Origin of the sequence: Streptomyces sp. UNOB3_S3 (assembly GCF_020740895.1) — a bacterium.
GTDB lineage: Bacteria > Actinomycetota > Actinomycetes > Streptomycetales > Streptomycetaceae > Streptomyces.
The window spans coordinates 24,568-30,628 of sequence record NZ_JAILXP010000033.1; the positions used below are offsets into that span (position 1 = coordinate 24,568).

General features: G+C 68.9%; 4 protein-coding genes and 4 tRNA genes. 1 reads left to right on the plus strand and 7 read right to left on the minus strand.

What is annotated here, in order from left to right; genetic code table 11:
- Positions 1–16 precede the first annotated feature (16 nt).
- The 7 genes from K6I33_RS06115 to K6I33_RS06145 form a co-directional block, all read right to left on the minus strand.
- Positions 17–89 (minus strand) — tRNA-Glu (locus K6I33_RS06115).
- Positions 90–129: 40 nt separating this feature from the next.
- Positions 130–202, minus strand: a tRNA-Glu gene (locus K6I33_RS06120).
- 40 nt (positions 203–242) lie between these two features.
- Positions 243–315, minus strand: a tRNA-Glu gene (locus tag K6I33_RS06125).
- Positions 316–412: 97 nt separating this feature from the next.
- Positions 413–484, minus strand: a tRNA-Gln gene (locus K6I33_RS06130).
- A 222-nt stretch (positions 485–706) separates the two neighbouring features.
- Positions 707–2,182, minus strand: a complete 1,476-nt coding sequence (gene gltX / locus K6I33_RS06135; RefSeq protein ID WP_229348646.1) for a glutamate--tRNA ligase — start codon at positions 2,180–2,182, stop codon at positions 707–709.
- Positions 2,175–2,975 (minus strand): fumarylacetoacetate hydrolase family protein, encoded by an 801-nt coding sequence (locus K6I33_RS06140; protein ID WP_229348647.1) that lies wholly within the window; start codon positions 2,973–2,975, stop codon positions 2,175–2,177. Before K6I33_RS06140 ends, gltX begins: the two co-directional genes overlap by 8 nt.
- Before the next feature lie 119 nt (positions 2,976–3,094).
- A complete protein-coding gene (locus K6I33_RS06145) occupies positions 3,095–3,298 on the minus strand; it encodes a hypothetical protein (protein WP_229348648.1) in 204 nt (67 codons plus the stop codon).
- A 497-nt stretch (positions 3,299–3,795) separates the two neighbouring features.
- Between K6I33_RS06145 and K6I33_RS06150 the strand changes: the two genes are divergently transcribed.
- Positions 3,796–6,061, plus strand: a 2,266-nt coding sequence (locus tag K6I33_RS06150) for a nitrate- and nitrite sensing domain-containing protein (RefSeq protein WP_229348649.1), incomplete at its 3' end; no start/stop codon positions are given.

The following is a 6,061-nucleotide window of genomic DNA, read 5'->3' on the forward strand; positions in this document are numbered from 1 at the left end:
TGGTGGTTTTACCCAGTACCCCCGACCGGATTCGAACCGGCGCTACCGCCTTGAGAGGGCGGCGTGCTAGGCCGCTACACAACGGGGGCCCTAGCGACTCCTGTCCGGGTTTCCCCCTTCAGGAATCAGTACCCCCGACCGGATTCGAACCGGCGCTACCGCCTTGAGAGGGCGGCGTGCTAGGCCGCTACACAACGGGGGCCCTAGCGACTCCTGTCCGGGATTTCCCCTTCAGGAATCAGTACCCCCGACCGGATTCGAACCGGCGCTACCGCCTTGAGAGGGCGGCGTGCTAGGCCGCTACACAACGGGGGCTCGCACTGCGCTTCTACTTCTTCACTCGCTCCCCCACTTTATCAGTGGTTTTTCGAGAGAATTTCGCAGAAGAATTCTCAGAATTCAGAATTCTTTGCTGGGGTACCAGGACTCGAACCTAGACTAAGGGAACCAGAAACCCTCGTGCTGCCAATTACACCATACCCCACCGCAACTCCACCCCCCGTAAGGGGTCTTGTCCGGCTCGCGCCCTCCGCTCCGGCCTCTCGGCCCTCCCGGGCGGCGCAGGAAGAACATTACCCGAAGGTGGACTGGGGTCCAAAATCGATAACCCGCCTGGTGGCCGGGCGGCCGTACGCACCCCGTACGCCAGGGGCCCGGCGGCCTTCCGGGAAGGCTGCCGGGCCCCTGGTGACGGGACGAGCGGGCGTCAGCCGGCCAGCTTGGCCAGGGCGGCGTCCACGCGGGCCAGGGTGCGCTCGCGGCCCAGGATCTCGAGGGACTCGAAGAGCGGGAGGCCGACCGTGCGGCCGGTGACGGCCACGCGGACGGGCGCCTGGGCCTTGCCGAGCTTCAGGCCGTGCTCCTCGCCCGCCGCGACGACGGCGGCCTTGAGGGCGTCGGTGTTCCACTCCGCCTCGGCCAGCTTCTCGCGGGCGGTGCGCAGCAGGGCGTCCGAGCCCTCCTTCATGGCCTTGGTCCAGGACGCCTCGTCCTCGACGGGCTGGTCCAGGAAGAGGAAGTCGACGTTGGCCGTGATGTCGGAGAGGACGGTCAGGCGGGTCTGGGCGTGCGGGGCGATGGCTTCCCAGGCGGCCCGGTCGAAGTTCTCGGGGGCCCAGTTGGCGTGCGGGGCCTTCAGCCAGGGCTCGCAGGCCTCGGCGAACGCCTTCACGTCGAGACGGCGGATGTGGTCGGCGTTGATCGCCTCGCACTTCTTGAGGTCGAAGCGCGCCGGGTTGGCGTTGACGTCCTCGATGTCGAACGCCGCCACCATCTCGTCCATCGTGAAGATGTCCTGGTCGGCGGAGAGGGACCAGCCGAGCAGCGAGAGGTAGTTGAGCAGGCCCTCGCGGAGGAAGCCGCGCTCCCGGTAGAGGTTGAGGGAGGACTGCGGGTCGCGCTTGGAGAGCTTCTTATTGCCCTCGCCCATCACATACGGCAGGTGGCCGAAGGACGGGGTGGTGCCGTTGCCGACGCCGATCTCGGCGAGCGCCTTGTAGAGGGCGATCTGGCGCGGGGTGGAGGACAGCAGGTCCTCGCCGCGCAGCACGTGGGTGATCTCCATCAGCGCGTCGTCGACGGGGTTGACGAGCGTGTAGAGGGGGGCGCCGTTGGCACGGACGATGCCGTAGTCCGGAACGTTCTCCGGGGTGAAGGTCAGCTCGCCGCGCACCAGGTCGTTGAAGGTGATCGGCTCGTCGGGCATCCGGAAGCGGACGATGGGCTCGCGGCCCTCGCGCTCGTACGCCTCCTTCTGCTCCGCGGTCAGCTCGCGGCAGGTGCCGTCGTAGCCGGAGGGCTTGCCGGCGGCACGGGCGGCCTCGCGGCGGGCGTCCAGCTCCTCGGTGGTGCAGTAGCAGCGGTAGGCGTGGCCGGCGTCGAGCAGCTTCTTCGCGACGTCCTTGTAGAGGTCCATGCGCTGCGACTGGCGGTACGGCGCGTGGGGGCCGCCCACCTCGGGGCCCTCGTCCCAGTCGAGGCCCAGCCAGCGCATGGCGTCCAGCAGCTGCTGGTACGACTCCTCCGAGTCGCGCGCCGCGTCGGTGTCCTCGATGCGGAAGACGAGGGTGCCGCCGTGGTGGCGGGCGAACGCCCAGTTGAAGAGGGCGGTGCGGACCAGGCCCACGTGGGGGTTGCCGGTCGGCGAGGGACAGAAACGTACGCGGACGTTCGCGTTAGCCACGCTTGATCACCTTGTTGGTGAGAGTGCCGATGCCTTCGATGGTGACGGCGACCTCGTCGCCGACGTTGAGCGGTCCGACTCCGGCCGGGGTGCCCGTGAGGACGACGTCGCCGGGGAGCAGCGTCATCGCCTCGGTGATGTGGACGATGAGGTCCTCGATGGAGCGCACCATGTCGCTCGTACGGCCCAGCTGGCGCTGTTGGCCGTTCACGGTGCACATGATGCCGAGGTCGCCGGGGTCGAGCTCGGTCTCGACCCAGGGGCCGAGCGGGCAGGAGGTGTCGAAGCCCTTGGCCCGGGCCCACTGCTTCTCGCGCTCCTGGACGTCGCGCGCGGTGACGTCGTTGGCGCAGGTGTAGCCGAGGATGACGTCCTTGACGCGCTCGCGCGGGACCTCGCGGCACATGCGGCCGATGACGACGGCGAGCTCGGCCTCGTGGTGGAGCTCGCTGGAGAAGGAGGGGTAGGCGATGGCGTCGCCGGGGCCGATGACGGCGGTCGAGGGCTTGAAGAAGGTGATCGGCGCCTCGGGACGGCCTTGATCGTCAAAGATGGCGTTGCCCAGCTCCGCGGCGTGCTCGGCGTAGTTGCGGCCGACGGCGACGACCTTGTTGGGCAGCACGGGCGGCAGCAGCCGGACCTTGCTCAGCGGGATCTTCTGCCCGGAGCGCTCGAATTCCGCGAAGGGGTGCCCCTTGATGATGTCGAGAACAGGGCCGCCTTCGGTGGAGGCGTCCCCCTCGACGACGCCGAAAGCGACGTTTCCGTCGATGGAGAACCTGGCGATGCGCACGGGAAGCTTCTTCCCCTTTGTGTCGTGATGAGCCGGAGTCTGACGCCCCAGGCTATCGCGGGGGGCGTGCGCGACCCGTGCGCCGCCGTGGTCCGGACGGGGTCAGCCGCCCGAGGGGGTCACTCCGCGGGGACGGCCACGGCGGGCGCGACGATCAGGACCGTGCGGCGCGGGTTGGCGGTGACCGCCGGCAGCTCCAGGACGTGCTCGCGGCGGTCGGTGTCGGCCACGCGCAGCGTTTCGGCGTCCTTCAGGTGCGCGAGCGTGGTGCGACGGGGGTTGGCGGTCTGCCGGGACGGACGAGCCGACGGTGCGGTCTTCACTTGGGGGCCTCGCGTTATCGATCTCTGGGGCGTTGACTGGACGTTTTCGCCGCCTGTGCAAAGGACCAGGCTACGGCGCGCCTATCCCCAGCCGCTGGCCGGACGAGTCATGAGCTCCTTGTGAGTTTGCTCACGAAGCAACCGAAAAATACGGCATACCGGGCAGCGATTCCACCTCCACGAAACGGACATTGCCGGGCTGAACCTGACGTTCCGCTCCTGATCATGGCGACTGGGACAGCCGGAGCACTCCGGGGTGAGCCGTGCGACTCATAGCAATAAGTCCGACATAAAGGGCGCAATCTTCTACGATCCGTCACCGCTTCCCTCACCCTGGGTCACGGCCTATGCCACCCGCCCCACCGGCCTTGTTGGGAGATCCGGCACTGTGCTGGAATTCCGGGGACCGCCAGGGGGGCACCGCGGTCCCCCCACGACTCGACACCGTCCCTCCGCTTCAAACCGGTGGGACGCCTGGTCCAGAGGTTGCGACGCTAGTGCAGGGACGTTTCAAGAGGGATGGCAGCGCTGCGCCGGAGCAGGAGCCGCGCGGTGCGACCGACCGCGGCACGCCCGCCGGCCCGCCGGTCGACACGGCGAACGGTGGCGAGCCCGCCGGGAAGCCGAAGAAGGATGGCCCCACGGGGCCGGGCTCGCGAATAGCCCTGCGCAACTGGCGAATCAGCACCCGTCTGATCTCGCTGCTCGCCCTTCCCGTCGTCGCGGCGACCACACTGGGTGCTCTGCGTATTGACGACGCCCTCGTCAACGTCGACCAGCTCGACCACATGAAGCTCCTCACGGAGATGACCGGTAAGGCGACCCAGCTCGCCGACGCCCTCCAGGAGGAGCGCGACCGGTCGGCGGGCCCGCTCGTCCATGGCAACCCCAAGAACGACGACGAGGTCGTCGCGCCGCGGCAGAAGACCGACCGCGCCGCCGACGCGTTCCGCAGCACGACCAAGAAGGTCAAGCCGAACGACCCGACGATGGTCGGTGTGCAGACCACCCTTGTCGACATCACCAAGCAGCTCGACAAGATCAAGACCATTCGCGCCAACGCCTACGACGACAAGGCGTACATCGCGCAGACGATCAACAACTACAACGCGCTGATCACCTCCCTGCTGTCGCTGTCCCAGGACATGGCCCAGGCCACCAGCAACAGCGACATGATCACCTCGACCCGCGCGCTGGCGACGTTCTCCTCCGCCAAGGAGTTCGCGTCCATCCAGCGAGCCCTGATCAGCGCCGCGCTGGCCAACCCCAAGGGCGCCTCGCTCACGGCCAACGACCACCAGTACGGCAAGTCGGCCCTGGACAACGAGGAAGAGGCCCTGCGCCACTTCACCGCCATCCGCGGCGGTGACTCGGCCGGCCTGCTGAAGGCCCTCAACGGTGGCGACACCAACGTCACCTCGGCCAACACGTTCGCCGAGCGCGCCTTCGGCAACAACGTCGACGCGCTGAAGAACGAGAAGACCAGTTACCGCGACTGGTACGACCAGGACAGCGTCAAGCTCGAAGAGATGGCGAAGATCGAGCAGACGCTGCTGTCCCAGATGGACCAGAAGGCCCTGGAGCTTCGCGACGAGGCCAACCAGGAAGCCATCCTCAACGGTGCCCTCATCGTCCTCGTTCTGGGCATCTCCCTCGTCGGCGCCTTCGTCGTGGCCCGGTCCATGGTGCGGTCGCTGCGGCGACTGCAGGACACCGCCCAGAAGGTCGCCCAGGAGCGTCTGCCCGAGCTCGTCAAGCAGCTGTCCGAGACCGACCCGCAGGACGTCGACACGTCCGTGGAATCCGTCGGTGTGCACAGCCGGGACGAGATCGGCCAGGTGGCCAAGGCCTTCGACCACGTGCACCAGGAGGCCGTCCGCCTCGCCGCCGAGCAGGCCCTGCTCCGTGGCAACGTCAACGCGATGTTCACCAACCTCTCGCGTCGCAGCCAGGGCCTCATCCAGCGTCAGCTGTCCCTGATCTCCGAGCTCGAGAGCCGCGAGGCCGACCCGGACCAGCTGTCCTCGCTGTTCCGCCTGGACCACCTCGCGACCCGTATGCGCCGTAACGGTGAGAACCTCCTCGTCCTCGCGGGTGAGGAGCCCGGCCGCCGGTGGACCCGGCCCGTGCCGCTCGTCGACGTCCTCCGCGCCGCCGCGTCCGAGGTGGAGCAGTACGAGCGCATCGAGCTCAGCGGCGTGCCCCCGACCGAGGTCGCCGGCCGCGTCGTCAACGACCTCGTCCACCTCCTCGCCGAGCTGCTGGAGAACGCGACGTCGTTCTCCTCCCCGCAGACCAAGGTCAAGGTCACCGGTCACGCCCTGCCCGACGGCCGGGTGCTGGTCGAGATCCACGACACCGGCATCGGCCTCTCGCCCGAGGACCTCGCGGCGATCAACGAGCGGCTGGCCTCGCCGCCCACCGTGGACGTCTCCGTCTCCCGGCGCATGGGTCTGTTCGTGGTCGGCCGTCTGTCCCTGCGACACGGCATCCGCATCCAGCTCCGCCCGTCCGACTCCGGCGGCACGACCGCGCTCGTCATGCTCCCGGTCGACGTGGCCCAGGGTCACAAGCAGCCGGCCCCCGGCACCCCGGGCGCGCCCGGTGGCGCCCCGGCCGCGGGCGCCGGCCAGCAGCGCCGTCAGGTGCCGCCGCCCGGCGGCGGCCCGCGCCCGGCGATCGTGCCGCGCGGCAACAACGGCCCCGCCGGTCCCGGCGGCCCCAGCGGCGGTGCCGCCGCGGGCAGCCTCTTCGACACCGCTC